The organism is Deltaproteobacteria bacterium (genome assembly GCA_028818775.1).
Taxonomy (GTDB): Bacteria; Desulfobacterota; Binatia; order UBA9968; family JAJDTQ01; genus JAJDTQ01.
Genome location: JAPPNE010000039.1, coordinates 1 through 23,341 on the forward strand (window position 1 = coordinate 1; position 23,341 = coordinate 23,341).

The 23,341-nt window shown below is 67.7% G+C and carries 19 protein-coding genes; 10 read left to right on the forward strand and 9 right to left on the reverse strand.

The features are described from left to right. The first annotated feature begins 391 nt into the window (after positions 1-391). From OXU42_03500 to thrC, 4 genes are all read left to right on the forward strand, one after another. Positions 392-814 (forward strand): type II toxin-antitoxin system VapC family toxin, encoded by a 423-nt coding sequence (locus OXU42_03500; GenBank protein MDE0028454.1) that lies wholly within the window; start codon positions 392-394, stop codon positions 812-814. A 160-nt stretch (positions 815-974) separates the two neighbouring features. Then, complete coding sequence (locus OXU42_03505; protein MDE0028455.1) at positions 975-2,171, forward strand: cupin; 1,197 nt, start codon at positions 975-977, stop codon at positions 2,169-2,171. A 4-nt stretch (positions 2,172-2,175) separates the two neighbouring features. Then, on the forward strand, positions 2,176-3,672 hold the full coding sequence (locus tag OXU42_03510) for an ethanolamine ammonia-lyase reactivating factor EutA (GenBank protein ID MDE0028456.1): 1,497 nt from the start codon (positions 2,176-2,178) through the stop codon (positions 3,670-3,672). Positions 3,673-3,759: 87 nt separating this feature from the next. After that, on the forward strand, positions 3,760-5,130 hold the full coding sequence (gene thrC, locus OXU42_03515) for a threonine synthase (GenBank protein MDE0028457.1): 1,371 nt from the start codon (positions 3,760-3,762) through the stop codon (positions 5,128-5,130). A gap of 199 nt (positions 5,131-5,329) precedes the next feature. Here thrC and OXU42_03520 read toward each other — a convergent pair whose 3' ends face one another. The 3 genes from OXU42_03520 to OXU42_03530 form a co-directional block, all read right to left on the reverse strand. Then, entirely contained in the window at positions 5,330-7,108 is a 1,779-nt protein-coding gene (locus OXU42_03520) for an ABC transporter transmembrane domain-containing protein (protein MDE0028458.1), read from the reverse strand. A gap of 164 nt (positions 7,109-7,272) precedes the next feature. After that, positions 7,273-8,730, reverse strand: coding sequence for an aldehyde dehydrogenase family protein (locus OXU42_03525; protein ID MDE0028459.1), 1,458 nt, complete (start codon positions 8,728-8,730; stop codon positions 7,273-7,275). Positions 8,731-8,826: 96 nt separating this feature from the next. After that, positions 8,827-9,615, reverse strand: a complete 789-nt coding sequence (locus OXU42_03530; protein MDE0028460.1) for an enoyl-CoA hydratase/isomerase family protein — start codon at positions 9,613-9,615, stop codon at positions 8,827-8,829. Positions 9,616-10,048: 433 nt separating this feature from the next. Between OXU42_03530 and OXU42_03535 the strand changes: the two genes are divergently transcribed. After that, positions 10,049-11,215: a hypothetical protein gene (locus OXU42_03535; protein MDE0028461.1), complete on the forward strand. Its 1,167-nt coding sequence runs from the start codon at positions 10,049-10,051 to the stop codon at positions 11,213-11,215. A gap of 53 nt (positions 11,216-11,268) precedes the next feature. Here OXU42_03535 and OXU42_03540 read toward each other — a convergent pair whose 3' ends face one another. From OXU42_03540 to ald, 6 genes are all read right to left on the reverse strand, one after another. Continuing rightward, entirely contained in the window at positions 11,269-11,661 is a 393-nt protein-coding gene (locus OXU42_03540; GenBank protein ID MDE0028462.1) for a RidA family protein, read from the reverse strand. Positions 11,662-11,751: 90 nt separating this feature from the next. After that, positions 11,752-14,235, reverse strand: coding sequence for a hypothetical protein (locus OXU42_03545; protein MDE0028463.1), 2,484 nt, complete (start codon positions 14,233-14,235; stop codon positions 11,752-11,754). Beyond that, a complete protein-coding gene (locus OXU42_03550; protein ID MDE0028464.1) occupies positions 14,232-15,173 on the reverse strand; it encodes a hypothetical protein in 942 nt (313 codons plus the stop codon). The genes OXU42_03545 and OXU42_03550 overlap by 4 nt, the downstream gene beginning before the upstream one ends. A 23-nt stretch (positions 15,174-15,196) precedes the next feature. Then, a complete protein-coding gene (locus OXU42_03555; GenBank protein MDE0028465.1) occupies positions 15,197-15,553 on the reverse strand; it encodes a cupin domain-containing protein in 357 nt (118 codons plus the stop codon). 12 nt (positions 15,554-15,565) lie between these two features. Further along, positions 15,566-16,504, reverse strand: a complete 939-nt coding sequence (locus OXU42_03560; GenBank protein ID MDE0028466.1) for an exopolyphosphatase — start codon at positions 16,502-16,504, stop codon at positions 15,566-15,568. Then, positions 16,501-17,619, reverse strand: a complete 1,119-nt coding sequence (gene ald, locus OXU42_03565; protein ID MDE0028467.1) for an alanine dehydrogenase — start codon at positions 17,617-17,619, stop codon at positions 16,501-16,503. Before ald ends, OXU42_03560 begins: the two co-directional genes overlap by 4 nt. A 144-nt stretch (positions 17,620-17,763) precedes the next feature. On the opposite strand from ald, the gene folD reads away from it, so the two are divergent. The 5 genes from folD to tatA are packed head-to-tail and all read left to right on the forward strand — an operon-like array spanning position 17,764 to position 23,332. Then, positions 17,764-18,609, forward strand: a complete 846-nt coding sequence (folD, locus tag OXU42_03570; protein MDE0028468.1) for a bifunctional methylenetetrahydrofolate dehydrogenase/methenyltetrahydrofolate cyclohydrolase FolD — start codon at positions 17,764-17,766, stop codon at positions 18,607-18,609. A 47-nt stretch (positions 18,610-18,656) separates the two neighbouring features. Further along, a complete protein-coding gene (gene gcvT, locus OXU42_03575) occupies positions 18,657-19,745 on the forward strand; it encodes a glycine cleavage system aminomethyltransferase GcvT (GenBank protein MDE0028469.1) in 1,089 nt (362 codons plus the stop codon). Positions 19,746-19,774: 29 nt separating this feature from the next. Next, a complete protein-coding gene (gene gcvH, locus OXU42_03580) occupies positions 19,775-20,185 on the forward strand; it encodes a glycine cleavage system protein GcvH (protein MDE0028470.1) in 411 nt (136 codons plus the stop codon). A 31-nt stretch (positions 20,186-20,216) separates the two neighbouring features. Then, positions 20,217-23,093 carry an aminomethyl-transferring glycine dehydrogenase gene (gcvP, locus tag OXU42_03585; GenBank protein MDE0028471.1) on the forward strand — a complete coding sequence of 959 codons (2,877 nt, stop codon included), beginning with the start codon at positions 20,217-20,219 and terminating at the stop codon, positions 23,091-23,093. Positions 23,094-23,137: 44 nt separating this feature from the next. Next, positions 23,138-23,332: a twin-arginine translocase TatA/TatE family subunit gene (gene tatA, locus OXU42_03590; GenBank protein ID MDE0028472.1), complete on the forward strand. Its 195-nt coding sequence runs from the start codon at positions 23,138-23,140 to the stop codon at positions 23,330-23,332. Positions 23,333-23,341: the final 9 nt, after the last annotated feature.

Genomic DNA, 23,341 nt, shown 5'->3' on the forward strand with positions numbered 1-23,341 from the left:
GACCCGCGTCGGCGCCACCCAGGGCCGCGGACGCTACGACCGCCACACCAGGCGCGACCAGCCCATAAAGGACATCTGGCTCCGCCCCCTGCGGAAGGACTGGCACCGAACTCTCAACCGGTGATACCATGCTCCTCCGTATCCCCTTGGTCCGTCATCACCCGCTGAACGAACGAAAACGGCGTGCCGAAAAGGCGAAAAACGAGCCGTAAGCGCGCCGGAAGCGACTGAAGTCAAACTCAGGGGCAATTAAAGCGCACCGGTGGCGACGATGCAAGCGCTAGCGGAAGGAAAAATCGGGTGATAACTTTCAGTAATACAATGAGTTATGGTACTCCTGCGCACCTCTGTGTATCCCCGTGTACCTGAGACGTTCCGAGTAATATCAGTGATGCCCCTAATCGACACCAATGTGATCTCCGAACTTCGAAAGCGGCAGCGAGCCAATCCTCTCGTGCTCGATTGGTTCCGGAACCACGAGCCACGGGAAATCTTCCTTAGTGTCTTGACGTTGGGCGAATTGCGGCACGGCATGGAACGCGTCCGCCGTCGAGATCCCAAGGCAGCCATTGCCCTGGGCCGCTGGATGGACGATATTCTTCGCAGTTTCACGGACCGCATTCTGGATGTGGATCGAGCGATTGCGGATCGTTGGGGTCGTCTTGGCATCCCTGACCCGGTGCCGGATGTCGATGGACTGATCGCCGCCACTGCTTTGGAGCACGATCTCATCGTAGTGACGCGCAACGTGAAGCACGTCGCCCCGACGGGTGCTCGATACTTTAACCCCTTCGAGGGGCACTCGACCCCTTGAGCCGCGATGTCGTACGGCCCACCCGAGATTGCGTGGCTTGTGTCTGTTGACCACGCGAGAGCGCAAAAAGGTTCACTGGACGCTCGGAACTCGATTGTCTATATTGAGTCACTCACCACAAAGAGTCAGTTCATCACACACATTTCAGGGAGGCATTTCTATGGCTGGCAACGGAAAAGAGAAGTGGCAGGAGCCCACGGGCGAGATGCAGAAGGCGGGCTACGGGAAGTTCCTGCGGCCCAACACGGCCTATGACACTTTCATGGAAGAGCAGGAGATCCCCATCTACCGGGACATCGGGGTGGAGAAGGTCCAGAACCTGCCCAGGAAGATGTGGAAGCGGCTCGGAGGCAACGCCAGCTTCATCCAGCTCCTGGGGACCGAGGGCCTTTGGGGCTCATACGTGGTGGAGGTTCCGGGCGCCGGCGCGCTGAACGAGGAAAAGCATCTTTACGAAGAGCAGTACTTCGTGGTGGAGGGGCGCGGCACCACCGAGGTGTGGGCGGAGGGCAGCAGCAGGAAGCATACCTTCGAGTGGCAGCAGGGGTCGCTGTTCGCCATCCCGATGAACGCCAGCCACCGCATCGTCAATGCCACCTCCAGCCCGGCGCTGTTGCTGGCGGGCACCACGGCGCCCAACATCATGAACCTGTTCAACAATACGGACTTCATCTTCAACTGCCCGTACACCTTCACCGACCGCTACGAGGAGACCGAGGACTACTACAAGCCCAACGAGGAGATCGAACCCGACCCGGTGCGCGGGCTGGCCATGCGCCAGACCAACATCATCCCGGACATCGTCACCTGCGAGCTGCCGCTGGACAACCGCCGCTCGCCCGGCTACCGCCGCATCGAGCCGCACATGGTGGGCAACAGCTTCTACCTGTGGATCGGCCAGCACGAGACCGGCCGCTACTCCAAGGCCCACGCCCACGGCTCCGCCGCCGTGCTCATCTGTGTCAAGGGCAAGGGCTACACCTACACCTGGCCCTCCACCCTGGGCCCCACGCCGTGGAAGGACGGCAAGGCGGAAGGGGTGCGGCGGCAGGACTACGAGCCCGTCGGCATGGTGAGCGCGGCTCCCATGGGCGGAAACTGGTTCCATGCCCACTTCGGCGTGAGCGCCGAGCCGTTGCGGCTGTCGGCGTGGTTCGGCCCCAACGCGCCCGGGCGCGAGCGCGGCCGGCCCGGCGAGAAGGCCATCGACTACGGCGCCATCGAGATCAAGGACGGCGGCACCGCCATCGCCTATCGTGACGAGGATCCGTTCCTGCGCAAGGAGTTCGAGGAGACCCTGGCCAAGGAGGGCATGAAGTCCAAGATGCCCGCCGAGATCTATCAGCCGGAAGCCTAGGGCCGTGGCCGACACAGGATCCCTCGGCTTCACCGGTTCCGGCCGGCACATCGTAGACGAAGACGAGATCAAGCTCACCAGCGTGGGCGTGGACATCGGTTCGTCCACGTCCCACCTGGTGTTCTCGCGTCTCGAGTTGAGCCAGGAAGGCACCCGCTACGTCGTCAAGAAGCGCATCGTGCTGAGCGAATCGGAGATTCTGCTCACGCCCTACACCGACGACCTGACCATCGACATGGAGCGCCTGGAGCGCTTCATCAACGAGCAGTACGAGCGCGCCGAGCTCAAGCGCGAGGACGTCGACACCGGCGCCCTGATCCTTACCGGCGTGGCCGTGCGCCGGCGCAACTCTCGCGCCATCGCCGAGTTGTTCGCCGAGGAGGCGGGCCGGTTCGTGTCGGTCACCGCTGGCGACGGGCTCGAGACCACCATGGCCGCCCACGGCTCCGGCGCGGTGGCGCGCTCGGGCCGCGAGGAAGGGGTGGTGCTCAACATCGACGTGGGCGGCGGCACCAGCAAGATAGCGGTGTGCGCCGGCGGCAGGGTGCGCGAGGTGACCGCCATCGACGTGGGCGCCCGGCTGCTGGCCATGGACGGCGGCAACACCGTTGTCCGGATCGAGGAGGCAGGCAGGCGTCACGGCGGCAAGGTGGGCGTCGAGCTGGAGCTTGGCCAGTCCATGAACGAGCAGACCCTGGAGGCCATTGCCTCGGAGATGGCGGACCGCCTGTTCGAGGTGGTCAACCAGCAGGAGCTGACCGACGAAACCCGGGAGCTGCTCCGCCTTCCGCCGCTGTCGTACCGGGGCAAGGTCGACGCCGTGACTTTCTCGGGCGGCGTGTCCGAGTTCATCTACGGCCACGCCGAGAACGGCTACGGCGACATGGGCGCGATCCTGGGCAGGGAGATCCGCCGGCGGGTGGAGGGACTGGGCGTTCCCATCCTGGAGCCCGCGGCGCGCATCCGCGCCACCGTCATCGGCGCTTCCCAGTACACCATCCAGGTGAGCGGCAGCACCATCTTTATCTCACCCCCGGACGCGGTGCCGGTGCGGAACGTCCCCGTGGTGCGCATCGACTTCGAGTGGGGCGACGACATCGATCCCGCCGAGGTGATCGGCGCCATCGACAACGCGCTGCGGCGCCTGGACCTCCAGGACGGCCGCCAGCCGGTGGCGTTGGCGTTCCACTGGGAGGGATCCGCCACCTTCGCCCGCCTGCAGGGCTTCTGCGGCGCGGTGGCGGAGGGCCTCAAGCCCATTCTGGACAAGGGGCACCCGTTGCTCCTGGTCAACGACGGCGACATCGGCGGCATCCTGGGCTTGCACTTCAAGGAGGAGATGAAGCTCGACAAGCCCATCATCTCGGTGGACGGCATCGCGCTGCAGGAGTTCGACTACATCGACGTGGGCGCGCTGATCCCCTCCTCGGGGGCGGTGCCCGTGGTCATCAAGTCGCTCGTCTTCCCCAGCGCGGAGCAGAACGCGGCTATCCGGCAATAACGGACCGTCAGGGGCGTCGTACGATGTTGTAGGGCGGGTTTGAAACCCGCCCCTACACGACGTATCGTTGGCAGTAGAGGACGAGTCATGCAGGCGCAGAAGATCCAGGCGGCTCCACCCGATCCATACCGGGCGTGGTTCCAGTGCATCGCCGGCTGCCCGGGGCGCTACAGCCTCAAGGAGATCATGTACGCGTGTCCGCGCTGCGGCAATCTCCTGGAGGTGCGCCATGACCTGGAGCTGCTGCGAAAACACACGCCGCAATACTGGCGCGACCTCTTCGACCAGCGGCTGATGCGCAACCAGTGGCCCTACGGCAGCTCGGTGTGGGGCAAGCGCGAGATGGTCTGTCCCGACGTGGAGGACGCCAACGTGGTGTCGACCCTGGAAGGGGGCAGCAACCTCTTCTGGGCGGAACGCCTGGGCCGCGAGATCGGCGTCGAGGACCTCTGGGTCAAGCTGTGCGGCAACAGCCACACCGGCTCCTTCAAGGACTTGGGCATGACCGTGCTGGTGTCCATGGTGCGCCAGATGATCTCGGAAGGGGTGAAGATCCCGGCGGTGGCGTGCGCGTCCACCGGCGACACCTCCGCCGCCCTGGCCGCCTACTGCGCGGTGGCCGACATCCGCGCCATCGTGTTCCTGCCCAAGAACAAGGTCTCCACGGCGCAGCTCATTCAGCCCATCGCCCACGGCGCCGTTACCCTGGCCATCGACACCGACTTCGACGGCTGCATGGCGCTGGTGAAGGAGTTGTGCACCAACCACAACATCTACCTGGCCAACTCCATGAACTCGCTCCGGGTGGAAGGGCAGAAGACCGTGAGCATGGAGCTGGCGCAGCAGTTCGACTGGCAGGTGCCCGACTGGGTGGTGATCCCAGGCGGCAACCTGGGCAACGTCAGCGCCCTGGGCAAGGGGTTCAAGCTCATGCACGACCTGGGCATGATCTCCAAGCTGCCGCGCATCGCCTGCGCCCAGGCCGAGCGCGCCAACCCCCTCTACTTGAGCTACCTCAAGGGCTTCGACGAGTTCGAGCCGGTGCAGGCCCGGCCCACCCTGGCCAGCGCCATCCAGATCGGCAACCCGGTGAGCATCCAGAAGGCCATCCGCGCCCTCCAGTACTTTGGCGGCGTGGTGGAGCAGGCCACCGAGGACGAGCTGGCGGACGCCGCCGCCCGCGCCGACCGCACCGGCCTGTTCAACTGCCCCCACACCGGAGTGGCCCTGGCGGCGTTGTTCAAGCTGGTGGACCGCGGCGTCATCGGCAAGCACGAGCGCGTGGTGGTCATCTCCACCGCCAACGGCCTCAAGTTCCCCGAGTTCAAGATCAAGTACCACGAGAGCCGCCTCGAGGAAGTGGCGTCCCGCCACCCCAACACCCCCATCGACGTCCCCGCGGATTACGACACGGTGCGCGACGCCGTGTTCCGCGCCATCGACGACCCGCCGTCGTGATTCAGTGATTCACGCCTCTTTCCGTCATTCCGGCGAAAGAGGCCGTGTCAAACTTCGCCTGGATACAAAATCGCGCCCACGCCCCTTACCGTCATTCCCGCGGAAGCGGGAATCCAGGGGTGGTGGCGGGCCACTACAGCGGCGTTTCCCCGCCTCCCCCCTCCTGGATTCCCGCTTCCGCGGGAATGACGGATGTGGCTCAGGCTTCCGGCGCGAACTGCAGCGAGGCCAGTCGTGCGTAGAGGCCGCCGCCGCTCATGAGCTCCTCGTGGGTGCCGGTGGCGACGATGCGGCCCTGCTCCATGACCACGATGCGGTCGGCCTTGAGCACGGTGGCGAGGCGGTGGGCGATGATGAGGGTGGTGCGGCCGGCCATGAGGCGCTCCAGGGCCTCGTGCACCAGGCGCTCGCTCTCGGCGTCCAGGGAGCTGGTGGCCTCGTCCAGCAGCATGACGGCCGGGTCCCTGAGGATGGCCCGGGCGATGGCGATGCGCTGGCGCTGGCCGATGGAGAGGCGCAGGCCCTTCTCGCCCAGGAAGGTGTCGTAGCGCTCGGGCAGGCCATGGATGAAGTCGTCGGCGAACGCGGCGTGCGCGGCCGCGGCCACTTCCGCGTCGGTAGCGGAAGGCCTCCCGTAGCGGATGTTTTCCCTGGCGTTGGCGGAGAAGATGACCGTTTCCTGGGGCACCAAGCCGATGCGGCCGCGCACGGCTTGGGGGTCGGCCTCCCGCAGGTCCACGCCGTCCAGCCGGATGCATCCTCCGGCCGGGTCGTAGAATCGCAGCAGCAGCTTGAACACGGTGCTCTTGCCGGCCCCGGAGGGGCCCACCAAAGCGACGGTTTCTCCCGGCTCCACCGCCAGGGAAAAACCGTCCAGCGCATGTTCGTCGGGGCGGGAGGGGTACCGGAAAGCCACCGCATCCAGCACGAGGCTGCCGCGAGGCGGCTCGGGCAGGGGCAGGGGAGCCGTCGGTGCGGTGATGACCGGCCGCGCCTCCAGCAGTTCGAGCAACCGCTCCGTGGCGCCAGCGGCGCGCTGCACCTCTCCCCACACCTGGCTCAGGCTCGCGGCGGAGCCGGCCACGAAGATGGCGTAGAACACGAACTGGATCAGCACGCCCGCGGACATGCGCCCGCTCAGCACCGCTTCTGCTCCCAGCCACAGCACGCCCACAACGCCGCCGAACATGAGCGTGATGACCAGGAAGATCAGCAGCGCCCGGCTGCGGACGCGCACCAGCGCGGCTTCGTAGGCGGCTTCGGTGGCCGCGCCGAACCGCTCCATCTCCGTCCGTTCCTGAGCGAAGGCCTGCACCGTCTCCACGGCGTCCAGGTTCTCGCCGGCCAGGGCGCTGGTGTCCGCTACCCGGTCCTGGCTGAGGCGCGATAGGCGCCGCACCCGGCGACCCAGCACGAGGATCGGCAGCAGCACCAGGGGAATGAGCAACAGTACCCAGCCCATGAGCTGCGGGCTGGTGACGATAAGCATCACGAAGCCGCCCGCGAAGATCAGCAGGTTGCGCAGCGCCATGGACGCACCTGAGCCGATCACCGTCTGGATGAGGGTCGTGTCCGTGGTCAGACGCGACAGGATCTCGCCCGTGCGGGTGACCTCGAAGAACGTGGGGTTCATGCGCAGGACGTGCGCGTGGATCTGCTTGCGTATGTCCGCCACCACCCGTTCGCCGATCCGGGCGACGAAATAGAAGCGGCTCGCCGACGCCACCGCAAGCACAGCGATGACCGCGAGCAGCCACTGGAAGCGCTGGCTGATGAGTGCGCGATTCTCTTCGCTAAATCCGGTTTCCAGGATCTGCCGGGCGGCGATGGGCAGGACCAGCGTGGCTACCGCGGCCGCCAGCAGAGACCCGGCCGCCAGGGTCAGCAGGATCGGATAGGACTTCAGATACGCGGCGAGCCGCCGCAGGGGGCGCAAGTCCCGGCTGGATGGTCGGGAGAAGTTCGTGGGTGCTTGCATCAACCCGCGCGGCACTTGATATGAACGTCATTCCCGCTTTCGCGGGAATGACCTATTCGTACGTTCCGCGACTCCCGGGTCATCCTGGAACAGGAAGCGGGAATCCAGGCGAAGAGGGGACGGCGCGGAGTTGCTTCACGCCGCGCCATTCTCCCGACCACCGCCTAGACGTTGACCACCACCACGCCCTTGGGCTCCAGGTAGTAGTCCAGCGCCTCGGGTCCGTGCTCGCGCCCTACGCCGCTGGACTTGACGCCGCCGAAGGGCAGCTCGTCGTAGCCGTAGTGGAGCGAGTTCACCCACACGTTGCCGGCCTCGAGCCTGTCGATGGCCTTGTTGGCGTACACCATGTTGCTGGTCCAGATGGACGAGCCCAAGCCGAACTCGGAGGCGTTGGCGCGCTCGATGGCCTCGTCCAGGTCCTTGAACGTGAACACCGGCAGGGCCGGGCCGAAACACTCCTCGGTGGCGATGCGGGCGTCGTCCGGGACGTCGGTGAGCAGCGTCGGCAGGTAGAAGTGGCCGTTCTTGAACTCGTCGCCTTCCGGCCGGGCGCCGCCCGCCACCGCCTTGGCGCCGCGCGCCTTGGCGTCCTCCACCTGCTCCTCCACCTCGGTGCGCTGGTAGTCGACGTGGAGCGGCCCCATGCGGCTCTCCTTCTTCATGCCGTCGCCCACCGCCTTCTTCTGGAGGCCCGCCGCCAGCTTGCTCACGAAGTCCTCGGCAACGGACTCGTGCACGAAGAGGCGCTTCACTCCGAGGCACATCTGCCCGCAGTTGAAGTAGCGTCCGATGTCGGCCATCTTCACCGCCATGTCGACGTTGGCGTCCTCCATGACGATCATGGGGTCGCTGCCGCCGAGCTCCAGCGTGACGCGCTTGATCTCCCGCCCCGCCACCTCCATGACGTGACGGCCGATGGGGGTGGAGCCGGTGAAGGCGATGCGGCGGATGCGGGGGTTGCTCAACAACTCCTCGCCCACCGAGCCGCCCGGTCCGCTGACGAAGTTCACCGTGCCCGCGGGCAGCGATTTCTTGCCCCCGGCATAGGTGGCCTGGGCGATCAGCTCCATGCACAGCGCGGTGGCCAGCGGGGTGGTGGAGGCGGGCTTGACGATGATGGTGTTGCCGGCCGCCAGCGCCGGACCTACCTTGGTGCCCATGAGTGTCAGCGGGAAGTTCCAAGGCACGATGGCGCCGCACACGCCGATGGGCTGGCGCACCACCATGCCGTAGGCGTTCTTCTGCGGCAGGGGCACATGGGAGCCGCGCACCTTGGAGGCGAGGCCGGCGTAGAACTCCAGGCCGTGGACCAGGTGATGGATCTCCAGTCCCGCCTCGAACAGGGTCTTGCCTTGCTCCTGGGTGAGGAGCTGCGCGATGTCCTTGCTGCGCTGCTGGATGAGCTCGCAGGCGCTCTCCAGCGCCTTGCCGCGGTCCTCGGGGGTGGTATCGGACCATTCCTTGAACGCCGTCTCGGCGGCGTCCACGGCTTGGCGGACATCCTCTTCGGAGCCCTTGGCCGCGTGGTCCACCAACTCGCCGGTGGCCGGGTTGCGTACTTCGTAGGTTTCCTTCTTCACGGCGTCGACGAGTTCGCCGCCGATCAACAGCTTGGACATTCGATACCTCCGGGTGGTTGAGAGTTGGACCAATCGGCCAGCGGCGCCACGGCGGAGCCGCCGGGCGCGTGCCGCCGAGAGATGTGTCTTTGTCGTCTACAGGCCCTTGAACTTGGCCGTACGCTTCCCCAGGTACGCCGCGACTCCCTCGTTGCCGTCTTCGCTGGCAAAGGTCTGGGTGAGCACCTCGCGCTCGAACGCCAGCCCCTCGGGCAGGGAGAGGTCGATCCCCGCGTGCACCGCGCGCTTGATCTTGCCCACGGCCATGCTCGCCTTGTTGGGCGGCACGAACTGCTTGGCGTAGTCCATGACGTCCTGAAGGAAGGTGTCGCGCTCGTAGATGTAATGCACGAGACCCATTTCCAGGGCTTCCTCGAAGGCCACCTGCTTGCCCGTGGCGCACAGCTCCAGGGCCTTGGCCCGGCCCACCAGGCGCGGAAGGCGCTGGGTGCCGCCCATGCCCGGCATGACCCCGAGGTTCACCTCGGCCAGGCCCACCCGGCCGCCGTCCCTCTTGGCGATGCGAATGTCCGCGGCCATGGAGATTTCGAGTCCACCGCCGATGGCGTGGCCGTTCATGGCCGCGATCACCAGCTTGGGCGTGTTCTCCATGCGCATCAGCACCTCGTGGCCGTGCAGCGCGAAGTTGGCCTTGTAGGACAGGGTCTGGTTGCCGAGCATGTTGATGTCGGCCCCGGCCGAGAAAAACTTCTCGCCCTTGCCGGTGAGGACGATGACGTGGGTGTCGTCGTCGAAGCGCGCCTTGATAAGGGCGTCGTCCAACTCGCGCAGCATCTCGTGGGTGTACGAGTTGACCGGCGGGTGGTTCAGCTCGATGAGGGAGATGCCGTTTTCGGTGGTCTGTTCGATCGTGCCGTCTGCCATGAGTGCCTCCTGAAACCGCGTTGATGGTGTCTGCCCGAGACTGAGAGTTCGAGCCCCCCTTGCATCCTTCCACGGCCGGCGGGCTCGCCTGGAGCCAAACCGCTGGCGTCTCCCAATGCGTTGGAACCGAGCGGGAAGAATCGTGGCGTCGGTCGTGGCGCCGGGCGCGCTGCCCATGCCGCATCTCCGGCGAGCGCCGCGCTCGCTCGGCAGGCTCGCTCGGGAAGTACGGGAGCGCTAGAAGGATAAGGGGCTGCGTCGTGTCCGTTGCTCCATCTGAATTAGCCGGGAGGGCGGGGCAAGTCAATACTTGGCGGTGCCCGCACAGTGGCGGCCACGCGCTTTCGAGTCCTGTCGCCTGCCGCCGCTACATCAGGACGGGGTCGCGCGCGCCCTCGTTGGAAAACGCGCCCCCGTGTGGCAAGAGTACACGATGGCCAAGCAGAATACGCGACAGAAACTCCTGCGCGACGGTATGAACGTGCTCCGGCGGGAAGGGCTGGAGACGGAGTCGCCGGACGTGACCGTGGTGGAAACCCTCGTGCAGCGGTTCGACGCCGAACCCGCGGTCTCCCTGGCCGTGGCCAACGTTCTCGGCCGCATCCGCGACGCCGCATCGGTGGAGGCGCTCAAGGGCCTGGAGCCGCGCGCCGGCCACAAGGAGGTCCGGCGCGAGATCCGCCGGTCGCTGTTCAAGCTGGCCCAGGCCGGACTCGGCGCGGCCGAGCCCGAGGGTTCGCGGGAGGAGGCGGCGGGCACGACCTTCAGTCTGGCCCCGGAGATCGAGGGTTACCTGTCATCCGTTACCGGAGCCGGCTCGCGCATGGTGATCCTGGCGCGCCCCCAGCTCGGCGGGCTGATGGTGCTGCAGGCGGCCGTAAACGACCGCCGCGGACTCGAACGGCTGGGCGGCACCGTCATCCGGCGCAAGGAGCTGCGTCAGATGATGGAGGAGATGAAGGCCCAGGTGGGGGTCTCCGTCACGCCGGTGCCGTGGGAGTACGCCGATTGGCTGGTGCACGACGCCTACCAGAAAGTGAAGGACACGCCGGGCGAGGGGGTCGCCGACTATCCCGTCCTGCGCAGCCGCCTCGCCACGGCCAAGCCCGCGGAGCGCGCCCATCCGGTCTTCGATGCCATGAACGCGGAGGGCATCGAAGCGACCTCCCTGTCGGAAGTCTCCGACAAGCTCCTGGAGGAACCGGAGCTGCGCACGTGGTTCGTGGAAAAGGAGCTGATGGAGCCTTACCTCCAGCGCCTCGACGAAACCGAGCAGAGCCGCATCGTGCTCAATCCCATGCAGAAGGAGGAGCGCTTCCGGGGCGTCCTGCGGGAAGCCGTCCAGGGCCTCTTCCTGGGCGACGAAACCGCGCCGGTGTTCGAGGCCCGCCTGGAAGACGCCGCCTACCATCTCCACGCCTCCGGCCGGGAGGACCAGGCCCGGCAGGTCCTGCGCATCGCCCTGGCCATCCGCGACCGCGACCTCGGAAGCCTGGGCGTGCCGCTGCTCGAAACCCTCGTGATGCGCAGCGTCGGCCTCTACAAGGAACAGGAGAAGCAGGAAGCGGCGGAAGAGCCGTCGCTGATCGTCAAGCCGTAGCCAATCCTTTCGGGCGCGCATCCCTGCGGGCGCGGCCGTCTGGGGGCTTCGGATCAGTCCGGCAGCACGGCGATCGCCTCGATCTCCACCAAGTAGTCCGGGTCGGCCAGGCCACTGACCACCACGAGCGTGCTCGCGGGCGGATTGTCGCCGAAATACTTGAGCCGCGCCGGGTTCAGGCCGTCCCTGAAGCGCGGGTCGGTGATGTAGGTGGTGATCTTGACGATGTCGGCGAAGCTGGCTCCGGCCTCGTCGAGCACCGCTTTCATGTTCTTGAGGACCTGCTCGGTCTGGGCCGCGACGTCGCCCTTGCCGACGACGTTGTTGTCGGCGTCGACGCCGGTCTGGCCGGCGATGAAGAGCAGGCGCTTGCCTTCCGCCAGGATGCCCTGAGTGTAGCGCGGCCGGGGATCCGGAATGCTCTTGGGCGAAAGTTCTTTTCTCATGATTTCCTCCTGCGGTTTGTGCCGAAATGGACCTTGCGTTTGCTCGGCCAAGCATAGGGAATATCCCTTGCCAATGCCAGATCAGCCGGTTTACCGGTACAGGTGGGCGTCGTCCACCGACGTCTCCGGCTTGCGGATCTGGGGGGTGAGGGAGGGGAGGCCGGGGCGGGCGCGGATCAGGAAGTCCACGGGGATGAAGTCCTTGAGCAGGGGGATGGGCAGGCGCACGCCGGCGTAGGGGCTGACGGCATCGTTGCCTACCACCAACTCGTCGGCCAGGAAGGAATCGGGTGCGTCGGCGCGCACGCTGACGCCCGCGGCGGTGACGCTGCCGCGGACCGTGGGCAGGCCGTAGGCCCGCTGAGGGTCGGTTTCCTTGGTGCTCAAGATCTCGTGGTCGAGGATGGCGGAACGGTCGCGAGCGGCCCGGCCGGTCTCGCGGATGAACTCCAGGTCGGAAGCGTCGGCGCCCAGGTCGCGGGGCTCGAACCGCATCAGGCGCGTAGGAAAGTCCTCGAGCCCGTCGGTTCCGACCGGTTCGCCGGCCCCGCGCGCGCCCAGCGCGTAGCGCTTCTCGCGCAGCAGCATCTCCAGGCCTTCGATGCGCGACCGTGCCACCGGGTAGGTGCGGGTCAACGCGCCCCACGGGGTGTCGTAGTGCAAGAGGATCGCGTGGCGGCCCAGGAGGTTGAGCCCGGCTTCGGCCAGCTCCAGGTTGCGGACCCTGCCGTCGAACAGCGCCGGCTTGAGTCCGAGCCCCTCGGGGCCGTGGAGGCGCGGGTTGTCGGCGAGGTACTGCTTGCTGAGGCGGACGCCGCGGTTCTTTGGCGCCACCAGCCGTGCCAGCCGGCCCTTGGCCTCCTCGCCGGCGGGAGTGTCTGGGTAGTGTCCCAGCACCGCGGCGTAGAGTGCCCGTTGCCGGGTCTTGGACTCCGTCCCCTCGGCGGCGCGCAACAGCGTCCGTCCGGCCTTCTCCTCCAGTTCCCGCACCTCCTCCGCCGGCTTCTTCCCGGAAAGGCGGTAGTATTGGACCGCCTTGTGCGGATGGCCCTGGCTCCTGTAGGCGTCGCCTAGCGCCTGGTAGATGTCCCCGGACTCCTGGGATTCCGGCCGGGCGCGGACGGCGCGGGCGGCCGCGTCGACCACGGTCTGGTTCGACACCGGGTTGCCGCTGAGCATCTCCAATAGATTGCTGGTCACCATGAGGATGTTGGCGGCGCCCAGGGTGGCGGCTCCGGCGATTCCATGGGTGATGATCGGCGCCGCCCCGATCATGGCGTTCTTTTCCAGGAAGTTCTCTCCCAGGAGCGCGAACCGCACCTGATCCAGGCGGTAGCGCGCGTGCTCCCGGTCCAGGGCTCCGCGAAGGTTGTATTCCGGGCTGTCGAGCAGGATGCGCGCGCGTTCGCGGGAGCGCTCGGAGGAGGCGTTGCGCCTGACGGCCGCAAGCGCGCGCTTGGCGTCCCCGTGCCGGCCGTCCATCTCCAGGGCGACGGCGGCGACGTCCCGGGCGAGAGGCTCCAGGCCTTCGCTGGCGTAGCGTTGTGCCATCTCCTCCGCCCGCTCCCGCGCCGCCGCGGCGTCCCTCAGAACCAGAGCGTGGAGCAGCGCGCGAATGTCCTTCCGTTGTTCGGCGTTAACCCCGGCAAGGTCGTCGGCGTCGGCCACGGAGTTGACTTGGCGCCGTCCCTCGTCCCGCTCCTTCCGCGCCGCTTCGATCTCCCGGAGCCGCTCCTTCACCGTTTCGGCCTCCGGCGCCACCGCGGCCGCCAGCCGGGCATGGAACTCCGCGTCGTCGATCCTGCCTTCCGACAGCGCGAGGCTCGCCTGGGTATCGTGCCCGTGGAGCCACACGACGGTCTTCTTGGCTTCGAGCGCGGCGACCGTTTGCTTTACCGCGTCTCCTTGCGGGTGGTTCGGGAAACGCGCGAGAAAACGCTTGTAAAGGACCAGGGCCTTGCGCTCGCCGGCGGGCATGCGCGGCTCGCGGCCCCGGAACAACTCGGCGAAGGCGGTGTCCACGGCGGCGGTGAGATACGAGCCCGACACCCATCCGATCAGATCCACGGAGCCGAGCATGCGGTTCAGCAGTTCGTTCCAGCGGCCGATGTCGCTCTCGGCCACGAGCGCGTCCGCCTGTTCCAGCTCGTCCTCGGCCAGGCGGGCGCGGAGGAACCGGCGCCGCGCGTCGGTGGGAGCGGTCTCCAGGCTTTCTTGCAACGCTTTTCGGTAGGCGTCGCGGTCGGTGAGGGCTGCATGGTGCAGGTCCTGCAGGCCGTGGCTCAACCCGCTTGCCCGCTCGCCGCGGGCGTCGAGTTCGCGGTCCCTCTCCTCGACATGGCGCACGTGGTCGCGCAGCCTCGACCCGTGTCCGCCCAAGGTGTCGCGCAGCGCCCGGCGCGCGCGCTGCTCGATTTCGTCGGGGAAGTAGCGCGCGTCGGTGACCGCGGGCGCGAAGGGATCGAAGCCGTGCAGCGGGTCCAGCATCCGCGGGTGGGCATCGCCGTGGACCTGAGCGGCGGCAACGACCGGCAGTGCCAGGAGCAGGCAGAGCAGCCCGGCGGCAGTCCTCATCGGCTGCGCCTCCGCATCTGTTCCATCATGCCTTTCAGGCCCTCGATCTTTCCGTTGGCTTCGAGTTTCTCCGGCGCGCCGTCCTGCTGTGCCACCTCGGTGTAGAGCTTCATAGCCGATTGGGCGAAGCCCTCGAAGGTCTTGATGTCGAAGGCGAGGCCCTCCGGCTCGTTCAACAGCGCATACTCCCGCGCCAAGCCGGTATAGTAGTCGCCGAAGTCCAGCACGTGGCGGTGATACTTCTTGCTTTCCTGGTGCCGCGACAGGAGCTCGCTGTAGGCCACGGCGACGAGCTCGTCGCCGTCGTTCAGGCCGCGGCGGTTGAGCTCCACGAAGGCGACCTTGGCGCGGTCGACGCGCTCCGCCTCCACCCGGGCCAGGGACTCCAAGGGCGTCCCCGCGTGACGCTCGATCAAAGCGTTCCATGCGCGCACGCGCTCGTCCAGCGCCTTGATGTAGTCGGACGCATCGTCGGCCGGCAAGGCGGTGGCGGCGATGCGCTGGAACGTCTCCAGGGCGTCGATTTGGCGGCGCGCCTGTTCCGCCAGTTCACCCCCGGCGCGCGCCACGCCGCGGTAGTGGCGGAGCGCGCGCCGGTAGTCCCTCAGGCGCTCGTAGGCGGTGGCGCGGGTGAACCCCACGATGTCGCGGTACCCGTTCCCGTGCTTGCGCTCGAAGTCCTCCAGCCGCAGCAGGGTGGCCTTGAGGATGCTGGTGCCGGTGACGTCCTTGGGCACGTCGAACCGGTACACGTCCTCGCGTCCGAGCCGTTGGAACTCGCTGACGATCTCCACCAGGTTCGCCGGCTGCGCGTAACGCGGCTCGTAACGCGGCTCCGGTTCGGGCGAGGGCGCGCCCGTGCGCGCGCACCCGGCCGCGAGCAGCAGCGCCAGCGCAAGCCCGGCGGCCGCCGTCCGTGTCGGGTCCGGCAAACTCATGCGGCAACTTGCGCGATACGACGCTAGGGTCTTGTGGTGATGAGCGAATAGCACAGCACCAGCTCGCCTTCTTCGGCCGCGAAGTCGTGGGGCACGCCCGCGGGAATGTGGCACAGCATGCCGGCCTGGAGCGGCGTCACCTCGCCGCCGGCCCGCAGCCGCCCCCGCCCCCGCAGCACGTGGCACACCACGTCCTTGTCGTCGTGGACGATCTGCCGCGGGTCCGCCGCCGTGGTGGCCGCGAACGAGACCAGTCCCACGTTGAAGCCGTCGCCTTCGATGCAGCCCGTGTGGCGGATCTCCGCGTTGACGGCCGCAAGCTCGGCAAGGGCCTCGTCGATACGCACGACCTTGGTGCTGCGGGCGGAAGGGTTGGACACGTCGGACTCCGTCTACCCGGCCTCCGTGATGTGGCGCAGGATGGCGTCCATGGCGCGTTCCGCGTCCGTGTCCGGCACCCGGCAGGACCCCACCACCCGGTGGCCGCCGCCGCCGTAGTGGCTGAGAAGGTCGCCGACGTTGACCGTGGAGGTGGTGTTGAAGATGTTGTAGCCCACCGAGATGGCGGTGGTGCCGGCGCGCTGCGGATCGCGCGAGACCTTCATGGAGATGTTTCCCTCGGGAAACAGCGTGTAGAGCAGGAAGCGGTTGGCGTCGGTGAGGTCCTCGGCGCCGCGCAGGTCGAGATAGATGACGTTGCCGCGAAGCTCGGCGTGCTCCATGAGTTGCCGCCGCAACCGTTCCTGCAGGCCGAGGACCCGCTCGCAACGCCGGTGGACCTCGGGGTCGTCGAGCACCTGTTCCAAAGTGCGGTCCCGGATCAGGGCGATCAGCCGGCGCCAGTAGGGCTCCTCGTCGCCGTCCTTGCCGTAGATGGTCATGGAGACGAGCACGTACCCGGCGGGGCGCAGCACGTCCTCGCGCGTGAGATACCCGCCGTCGATCTTGTCCGTGTCTTCGAGCAGCGCCGTGAACCGGTCGGTGCGCATCAGTTCGAGGCCCGGGCGGTAGCGCGTCTCCGATGCGCTCGGCACCTCCGAGTAGTACTCGAACACCACGCGCGCGGCGCTCGGCGCGAGCCGGAAGGCGCCGCGGCCCGGCACCACCGGACGGTCGAAGCCCGCGGCCCCGTTGGTGAAGTGATGGTCGAACCACAGGGTGCACGCCGGGTGGTAGGGCAGGTTGGCGATGACGTCGCCCGCGCGGACGTCGACGGCGCCGTCCTGCATGAACTTGGGCTCGACGAAGAGGTAGGAGTCGATGTCCTCGACCGCGGTGATGAGCGCGCCGCAGACGATGCCGTCGAAATCGGGACGGGTCACGAGCCTCATGCGCTGAGCACCTCGGCCACCGGGGTCAGCGGCAGGTTCAGGGCGCCGGCGACGCCGCCGTGGGTCACCCGCCCGTCATGGACGTTGAGGCCCCGGGCCAGCGCGGCGCTTTCCCGCATCGCCCGCTGAAGCCCCTTGTCGGCGATGGCCAGGCCGTAGGACAGGGTGGCGTTGGTCAGCGCATAGGTGGAGGTGTGGGGCACCAGCGCCGGCATGTTGGTGACGCAGTAGTGCACCACCCTCTCCTCGACGTAAATGGGGTCCCGGTGGGTCGTGGGCCGCGAGGTCTCGGCGAACCCTCCCTGGTCGATGGACACGTCCACGATGGCCGCGCCGCGCTTCATCTGCCGCACCCGGTCGCGCGGCAGGAGCATGGGCGTGCGGTCCCCGGTGATGAGCACCGAGCCGATGAGCAGGTCGGCGTCCACGATCTCCTCCTCCAGGTTGGCGCGGTTGGACATGAGGGTGGTGAGCCGCCCGCCCAGGATGTCGTGGATGTAGCGCAACCGCGCCGAATTCACGTCCAGCACGCTCACGTCGGCGCCCATGCCCGCGGCCACCTGGCACGCGGAAGCTCCCACGGTGCCGGCTCCGAGCACCACCACCTTGCCCGGCCGCACCCCCGAGGCGCCGCCCAGGAGCACGCCGCGTCCGCCGTGCTCGGCCTGAAGGGCCCATGCCCCCACCTGGAGCGACAGGCGCCCGGCGATCTCGCTCATGGGCGTCAGCAAGGGCAGCGAGCCGTCCTCCAGCGCGATGGTCTCGTAGCCCAGGGCGGTGACGCCCCGGTCGCACAGGGCCCGGGTCAAATCGGGCTGCGCCGCCAGGTGGAGGTAGGTGAACAGCACCAGTCCCGGTCTCAGGGAGGCGAACTCCTCGCTCAGGGGCTCCTTGACCTTCATCACGAGGTCGGACCGTTCCCACACTTCGCGCGCCCGCTCCACCACGGTGGCGCCGGTGGCGGTGTAGGCGCGGTTGGCGATGTGGCTGCCCCTGCCTGCGTTGCGTTCCACCACCACCTGGTGGCCGTGGGCGATGAAGGCCGCCGCCCCCGCGGGTGTCAGCGCCACTCGATTCTCTTCGGTTTTCAACTCCTTGGGGACGCCGATGACCATGATTTCATTGGTACGTGAGCACCCTTGGGGTGTCAAGACGGGGGCTCCGGCCGCGGTTTCGCGTCAATTCATTGACCTCGTTTCAAGGGCGTGTTACCGGTTTCTTGATCCTTTGGTTGTAACTTGATCGAGGCGGCGGGACCCATGATCATCGACGGCAAGGCGGTGGCGCAGCAGGTGCGCGACGAGGTGCGGGTAGCCGCCCAGCGGCTCAGGAACGACCACGGCGTCGTACCCGGTCTGGGCGTGGTGCTGGTCGGAGACGATCCGGCGTCGCGGGTGTACGTGCGCAACAAGGAGAAGGCGTGTGCGGAGGTGGGCATCCGCTCGGTGGAGCATCTGCTGCCGGCGTCGGTGTCGGAGCACGAGTTGCTGGACCTGATCGCCAGTCTCAACGAGGATCCGGCCATCCACGGCATCCTCGTGCAACTGCCGCTGCCGGAACAGATCGCCAGCGCGCGCATTCTCGAGGCCGTGTCGCCGGCCAAGGACGTGGACGGGTTTCACCCGGTGAACCAGGGATTGCTCCTTTCCGGCGGCGAGGGCTTCAGGCCGTGCACCCCGCTGGGGATCATGCGCATGCTGGACTCGGTCGGTTGCCCGCTCAAGGGCAGGAACGCGGTGGTGGTGGGGCGCAGCAACATCGTCGGCAAGCCCGTGGCGCTGATGCTGCTGGAGCGGCACGCCACGGTCACGCTCTGTCATTCGCGCACCGCGGATCTCGCGGGCGAAGTGGGCCGGGCGGACGTGGTGGTGGCGGCCGTGGGCAAGACCCACGCCATCCGCGGCGAGTGGATCAAACCCGGCGCCGTGGTCATCGACGTGGGCATCAACCGGTTGCCTGACGGGAAGCTCGCGGGCGACGTGGAGTTCGACGCCGCGCGGGAGCGCGCATCGTGGATCTCGCCCGTGCCCGGAGGCGTCGGCCCCATGACCATCTGCATGCTCTTGTCCAACACGCTGCTGTCGGCGCAGCGTTCCGTCGCGTAGGCGGTACCGCCGGCCGGCTGGTGTGCCGTACACGGGGGTCTCCGACCATGGTGGAAGAGGCGCAGGGCAAACAACTCCGCAGGACGCCGTTGCATGAGCGGCACAAGGCGCTGGGCGCGCGCATGGTGGGGTTCGCCGGATGGGAGATGCCGGTCCAGTACCGGGGCATCCAGGCCGAGCACGCGGCAGTGCGCTCCGGGGCCGGGCTCTTCGACGTGAGCCACATGGGAGAGTTGGAGGTGACGGGCGCCGGCGCTTCGCGGTTCTGCCAGCGGGTCACCACCAACGACGTCACGCGCCTGCAGCCGTCACAGGCTCAGTACACGCTGTTGCTGAACGAGCGCGCGGGCGTGATCGACGACCTGGTGATCTTCCGTCTGGAGGAGGCACGTTACCTGCTGTGCGTGAACGCCTCCCGCGCGGACGTCGATTTCGAGTGGCTGGCGGATCACGCGGACGACGACGTGACCGTGGAAAACGTCAGCGACGCCTATGCGTTGCTGGCGCTTCAGGGGCCCGCCGCCGCGGGAATCCTGCAACCGTTGACCGCGGCGGAGCTGTCGACGCTCAAGCCGTTCCAATTCGTGAATGGGGACGTGAGCGGAATCCCCTGCATGATTTCACGCACCGGGTACACCGGGGAGGACGGGTTCGAGCTCTATTGCGCTGCGGGAGACGGCGCCGCGCTTTGGGACACCCTCACGGCGGCGGGCGACGTGGAGCCGGCCGGCCTGGGCGCGCGCGACACCCTCCGCCTGGAGAAGGGCTACTCGCTCTACGGCCATGAACTCGACGAGACCACGACGCCGTTGGAGGCCCGGCTCGGCTGGGTCACCAAGCTCGACAAGGGGCCGTTCATCGGCTCCGAGGTGTTGGCGCGGAAGGAGCCGCTTGTGCGGCGCTTGGCCGGGCTGATGATGGAAGAGGCGGGCATTGCCCGCCAAGGCTACCCGATATGGCGCGAAGGGCGCGAAGTGGGGCGCATCACCAGCGGCACTCTGTCGCCGACCCTGGGCAAGGCCATCGCGCTGGGTTACGTCGCGCCGGAGTCCGCGGCGGCGGACACCGAGGTGGAGGTGGAAATCCGCCGCAGGCGGGTGCGCGCCCGCATCGTCCGCGTGCCGTTCGTCCGGTAGCGAACCGGCCGGCCGCGAAGGAGGAATCGATGGAGTACCCCAAGGGTCTGCGGTATTCGAGGGAGCACGAGTGGGTGCTGGTGGAGGACGCGGACGGCGCCGTCATCGGCATATCCGATTTCGCCCAGAACGAACTGGGAGACGTGGTGTACGTGGAGGCCCCGGCGATGGGGGAGACCATCAGCAAGGACGATCCGTTCGGCGCGGTGGAGTCCGTGAAAGCGGTGTCGGACCTCTACGCGCCGGTGAGCGGCACCGTGGTCGAGGTCAACGATGCGCTGACGGACACCCCGGAGCTTGTCAACGAGGACCCCTACGGCGAGGGGTGGATCATCAAGGTGACCATGTCGGACGTCAGCGAGCTCGACGACCTCTTGACCCATGAGGAGTACAAGGAGCACTGCGAAGGGCAGCCGGATGACGACGACGGCGGCGCTTGACGCAGCGTACTAGAACATAGAGGAGCCTGCCGTGGACCCGACAGATCACAGGAATTCGTTTCGGGAGCTGTTTTCGTCACGGCACATCGGTCCCGGTGCGGCGGAAGTGCGGGAGATGCTGGCCGTCCTGGGCCTCGATTCCCTCGAGGACCTCGTGCGGCGGGCCGTGCCCGAGAACATCCGCTTCCCGGATACCCTGGACTTGCCCGAGCCCCTGACCGAAGAGCAGCTTCTGCGCGCGGCGCGCGCCGTCGCCGCCGACAACCGGCCCGCCCGCTCCTACCTCGGGGTGGGCTACTACGACTGCTACACGCCCGCCGTCATCCTCCGGAACATCCTCGAGAATCCGGGCTGGTACACCGCCTACACGCCGTACCAGCCGGAAATCTCCCAGGGGCGCCTGGAGGCGCTGCTGAACTTCCAGACCATGGTCACCGACCTCACGGCCATGGAAATCGCCAATGCCTCCATGCTTGACGAGGGAACGGCGGCCGCCGAGGCCGTGTTCCTGGCGTTGAACGCCGAGAAGCAGGGGCGGCGGAAGCTCTTCGTGTGCGAGGACGTCTTCCCCCAGACCGTGGAGGTGGTGGGCACGCGCGCGCGCCCCATCGGGGTGGAGCTGACGAGCGGCAGCGCCGGCGCCGATCTTCCGGCGGACGCGTTCGCCGCCGTCATCCAGTATCCGGCGGCGAGCGGCGCCATCCCGGACCTCGACGGGTTCCTTCGGCGGTGCCGGGCCGGCGGGCTGATGGGCATCGTCGCCACCGACCTCCTGAGCCTTTGCCTGCTCGCGCCGCCGGGGGAAATGGGCGCCGACGTGGTGGTCGGCAGCGCCCAGCGTTTCGGCGTGCCCATGGGCTTCGGCGGTCCCCATGCCGGCTTCCTCGCCACCCGCGAGCGCTACAAGCGCATGATGCCGGGCCGCCTGGTGGGGGTGTCCCGGGACGCCCACGGCGAACGCGCGCTGCGGCTGGCATTGCAGACCCGCGAGCAGCACATCCGGCGCGAGAAGGCCACCAGCAACATCTGCACCGCCCAGGTGCTGCTGGCGGTCATGGCGTCCATGTACGCGGTCTATCACGGCCCGGCGGGGCTCAGGAACATCGCCGAGCGGGTGCACCGCCACACGTCGTTCCTGGCACGGCGGCTCCGCGCCGCCGGCTTTTCCCTGGCCGCCGATAGCTTCTTCGACACGCTGCGCGTCGATGCCGGCCCGGAACGCGCGGGCGCGATCCAGCGCGCGGCGGCGGAGCGCGGCATCAATCTCGGACGGCCCTCGGAGGGACAGTTGCACGTGGCTCTGGACGAGACCACCGCGGCGGAGGACCTCGGCGAGCTGCTGGAAGCGTTCGGTGCGCCGGCGGCGGATGAAGACCTGGCGGCGGCCGTTGCGCGGGAAGCGAGCGTGCACCTGCCCGACGCGTGCGTGCGCAGGAGCGGTTACCTGGAAGCCGAAGCGTTCAACCGCCACCATTCCGAGACCCAGATGCTGCGCTACATGGCGGAGCTCCAGGCCAAGGACCTCAGTCTGGCCCAGTCCATGATCCCGCTGGGTTCGTGCACCATGAAGCTCAACGCCACCGCCGAGATGATCCCCGTGACCTGGCCCGAGTTCGCCCGCATGCATCCCTTCGCGCCCGCGGACCAGACCCAAGGCTACCGGCGCCTCATCACCCAGTTGGAGGAGTGGCTCGCGGCCATCACGGGCTTCGCTGCGGTGTCGGTGCAGCCCAACGCCGGCTCCCAGGGAGAGTACTCGGGCCTGCTGGTGATTCGGGAGCACCACGCCGCCAACGGCCAGGGCGGACGCGACGTGTGCCTCATCCCCAGCTCCGCCCACGGCACCAATCCCGCCAGCGCGGTGCTGGCGGGCATGCGCGTGGTGGTGGTGGACTGCGACGAGGACGGCAACATCGACCTGGACGACCTGCGCGCCAAGGCCGACCGCTTCGGCGGCGAGCTCGGCGCCCTGATGGTCACCTATCCGTCCACCCATGGGGTTTTCGAGGAAGGGATTACCGAGATCTGCCGCATCGTCCACGAGCGCGGCGGACAGGTCTACCTGGACGGCGCCAACCTGAACGCGCTGGTGGGGTTGTGCCAACCGGGACGCATCGGTCCGGACGTCTGCCACCTGAACCTGCACAAGACCTTCTGCATCCCCCATGGCGGCGGCGGCCCGGGGGTCGGGCCGCTGGCCGTGGCGGAGCACCTCCGGGGGTATCTCCCTACCCACGGTGTCGCGCCCGAATGCGGCCCGGCGGGCGGCATCACGGCGGTGTCGTCGGCCCCTTGGGGCAGCGCCGGCATCCTGCCGATATCCTGGGCGTACATCGCCATGATGGGCGCCGCCGGCCTCACCCGCGCCACCCAGGTGGCGGTGCTCAACGCCAACTACATCGCGCACCGGCTGTCGTCCGGTTACCGCATCCTCTACCGCGGCAAGAACGGCATGGTGGCGCACGAGTGCATCGTCGACGTACGCCCGTTCAAGGCGTCGGCCGACATCGCCGTGGAGGACGTGGCCAAGCGGCTCATGGACTACGGCTTCCACGCGCCCACCATGTCCTGGCCCGTGGCCGGTACGCTGATGATCGAGCCCACCGAGAGCGAGTCGCGCGAGGAGCTGGACCGCTTCTGCGACGCCATGCTGGCCATCCGCGAGGAGATCCGCGAGATCGAGACCGGCGCCGCGGACGCGTCGGACAACGTGCTCAAGAACGCGCCTCACAGTGCCTCGCACCTCTTGTCGGACGACTGGCCGCACCCGTATTCGCGAGACAAGGCGGCGTTCCCGTTGGAGTGGGTGCGGCAGCGCAAGTTCTGGGTTCCGGTGGGACGGGTGGACAACGCCTACGGCGACCGCAACCTGGTGTGCACCTGCGCGCCCGTGGCCGCGTACGCGTAGCGCGGCTGTCAATCAAGCCGTATTTCGGCTAGAGTGGGGACATCATGTTTGGCTTGGGTATATGGGAACTGCTGATCATCCTGGTGATCATCCTGGTTCTCTTCAGCCGCAGGCTGCCGGAGCTGGGCCAGGGTCTCGGCAAGGGGATCAAGAGCTTCCGCAAGTCGCTCCACGAGCCGGACGAGATCGACGTCACCGCCGCCGAGAAGGGTGAGGGCGACGGTTCCAAGAAAGACTGAGGGCGGGAC